We start from the raw sequence: 2,779 nt of genomic DNA, 5'->3' as shown, positions 1-2,779 counted from the left end.
GGTCCGGTCAACACACCGGCGATCGCGGCGTCGTCGCGCATACGGGCCAGGGCAGCCTCGAAATGTTGGACCGTGCGCAGGTCGGTGCCCAACGGTCCCATCCCGTCGTTGCCCCACCACCGCAGGGCGGTGCGCCGAGCTTCGTCCTCGTCCTGGGCCCAGCACACGGTCAGCTTCGCGTAGCGGGGGGCGTCCTGGCCGGCGGCTTCCACGAACCGTTCGACCACGTCGGGGCTGATGGCGATCACCCCGTCACCGTGCTCCGCGGCGATCGAGGTCGAACGGGGTCCGCTGGCTGCGACCAGCAGCGGCGGCGGGCGATCCGGTCGGGTGTACAGTCGGGCGTCTTCGACCGTGAAGTGCGTCCCCCGGTGGGTGACGGCGTCTTGCGACCACAGCTCGCGGATCACCTGGATCGCCTCTTCGAGCATGTCGAGGCGGACGCCGGGTGGTGGCCAACGACCGCCCAGGATGTGCTCGTTCAGCCACTCACCTGACCCCACCCCGAGGAAGAACCGGCCGCCGAGCGCCACCGCGGCGGTCGCCGCCGCGTGCGCCACGATGGCCGGGTGCATGCGCATCGTCGGGCAGGTCACGCCGGTGCCGATCCGCATCCGCCGTGTCGCCCGCGCCAGCATCCCGACGACGACCCAGACGAACGGGCTCTCGCCCTGGGCCTCGAGCCACGGGTGGTAGTGGTCGGAGACGAGCGCGAACGTGAAGCCCGCCTCCTCGGCGCGCACAGCGGTGCGAACGAGCTTGTCGGGGCCGTGCTCCTCGGCCGACAGGTGGTAGCCGAGTTCCATGGCGACCTCCGGGAGGATGAGGCGAGGTTGGCGCGTGCGGGGCACGGGCGCCGAACCAGGTTCGGACGTTCGGGCATCGGGGGATGCCCGCTCAGGCCGGAATGCTGGGGCTGACGCCGGATCCGAGGGAGACAGCCGATGACCGACCTGGTCACGACCGGACCACCGCTGCTGGAGCTGAGTTGGGGACACCACACCACCGAGCGCGATGGGGGCAGCCTCGAGCGGGCGTTCTACCCGGCGACCAAGTACCACAAGTCCCCCGGGTACCTGCACGGCGGCGTCGCCGCGGCCGCCGTGGTCGCAGCCGGCCGCTTGCTGGGGCTGGACACCCAGCCGCCCACGTCGGTGGCGGTCTCGGTGCGCCGGCCGGTGCCGCTCGGCGATCACCTGCAGGTCGTGCTCCGTCCGGGAGAGGAAGCCGCCCACCAGGCCACCATCCATCGGCTGCTCCCCGCGGACCTCGAGACCGACACGGTCGAACGGTTGGCGGAGGGGGTCGTGCGGTTCGGGGGGTATGAGCCGGCACCCGACCTCGCCGACGCGCGGCAGTTGGCAGCTGTGCCCAAGCCCGACGCCGAATCCCACGAGCTGTTCGCGGACTGCTGGGTGTGCGGCCAGGACAACCCCGAAGGACTCCAGCTGGTCCCCGGGTGGTTCGCCGACGGGCGGGTGGTCTCCAGGCTGATCGCCGACGAGCGCTACGCCGAAGGTGGGCCGGCCGCGCCGGCGGTCTCACCGCTGTTGATCTGCGCGATGCTGGCCTGCCCGACGTTGTGGGCTTGCCGTGAGCAGCTCGGCGCCCGCCCCGAGTCGGGGGCGACGCTGGTTGACCTCGACGTCCATTTCCACGCCGACGCGCGGCCCAGCACCGTGCTGCGCACGGTCGGGTTCGAGGGCGCCAGCGGCCGGTCGCTCGAGTTCGACGCCGATGACCCCGACCGTTACCTGCATGGGGTGTCCGCCTTGGTGGGCGAGGACGGCACGATCTACGCCACCGCGGCGGGGACGTGGGTCGCCGTCGACGAGGTAGCGGAGCGCGAGCCGGGGCGGCCGACCCCGGCACGGGAGTTCATGCCGACCAAGGCGGGACGGCCCGAGGAGCGCAGCAGCGACGACTGGGGCGAGCCGCTGCCGGGGCGACGCGAGATGCCCGGTCCGCGCTCGGACCGCCCGGGCGAGCGTGCCTGACCGGTTCCGGTTCGCGGGGCGCGTGGGGCGTTGACGTCCGCCCTCACGTGCCGTCGGCCCTCGCGTCGCGGCGGCCGCGCTAGGGCAGCGACGCCTCGACGGTGACCTCCCCGACCCCGGCCAGGGCCTTGGACACCGGGCAGTCCTGCTTGGCCGCCTGGACCTTGTCACGGAACTCGTCCTCATCGAGGCCTGGGACGTCCGCTTCGGTGCGTAGGTCGATCCGGGTGATGGTCGGTCCGGCGTCGGTCGTCTCGATCGTGACGTCAGCGGTGGTGGCGATGCTGTTGGGCTCGTACCCGGCGTCCGACAGCAGTGCTGACAGGAACATCGAGAAGCACCCCGCGTGGGCGGCGCCGACGAGTTCCTCGGGGTTGGTCCCGGCGGCGTCGGCGAAGCGCGAACCTTTGGAGTACGGACCCTCGTAGTCCTGGCTCGGCAGCCGCAGCGTGCCTTTGCCCTCGTCGAGCGTTCCCTCCCAGCGAGCCTCGGCGGTGCGTGTCGGCATATCCGGTCCTCCGTTGCTGTTGTGGCCTTCGCTGCCGACCGTACGGTTCGTGCGGTCCGGATGTGGGTCAGGCTCCCGTACGCGGGGCGGTTCGGTTCGGGGCGGCGTCGGTCCGTGGGGCTCGTCGCCGAGTGGTGCGGCCGGTACGCTGCCGTGGTCGTTCGGTGCGGTCTCCGGAGGCTTCGCCTAGTCTGGTCTATGGCGCGGGATTGCTAATCCCGTTGGGGCTCAAGCCCCTCGAGGGTTCGAATCCCTCAGCCTCCGCTTCACCCAC

At 71.8% G+C, this 2,779-nt stretch carries 3 protein-coding genes and 1 tRNA gene; 2 read left to right on the top strand and 2 right to left on the bottom strand.

Annotation, left to right across the window (positions count from 1 at the left end; genetic code table 11):
• A partial coding sequence (locus tag M3N57_06025) for a TIGR03557 family F420-dependent LLM class oxidoreductase (protein MDP9022252.1) occupies positions 1–851 on the bottom strand: 851 nt, incomplete at its 3' end.
• A gap of 93 nt (positions 852–944) precedes the next feature.
• Here M3N57_06025 and M3N57_06020 point away from each other — a divergent pair.
• Complete coding sequence (locus tag M3N57_06020; GenBank protein ID MDP9022251.1) at positions 945–1,997, top strand: hypothetical protein; 1,053 nt, start codon at positions 945–947, stop codon at positions 1,995–1,997.
• Positions 1,998–2,076: 79 nt separating this feature from the next.
• Here M3N57_06020 and M3N57_06015 read toward each other — a convergent pair whose 3' ends face one another.
• Positions 2,077–2,505 (bottom strand): OsmC family protein, encoded by a 429-nt coding sequence (locus M3N57_06015; protein ID MDP9022250.1) that lies wholly within the window; start codon positions 2,503–2,505, stop codon positions 2,077–2,079.
• Between the two features lie 175 nt (positions 2,506–2,680).
• Between M3N57_06015 and M3N57_06010 the strand changes: the two genes are divergently transcribed.
• A tRNA-Ser gene (locus tag M3N57_06010) sits at positions 2,681–2,769 on the top strand.
• Positions 2,770–2,779: the final 10 nt, after the last annotated feature.

It is taken from the genome of Actinomycetota bacterium (assembly GCA_030776725.1).
Taxonomy (GTDB): domain Bacteria; phylum Actinomycetota; class Nitriliruptoria; order Nitriliruptorales; family JAHWKO01; genus JAHWKW01.
Note: the sequence above shows the minus strand (reverse complement) of the source record. Positions and strands in the feature narration are given on the sequence as shown.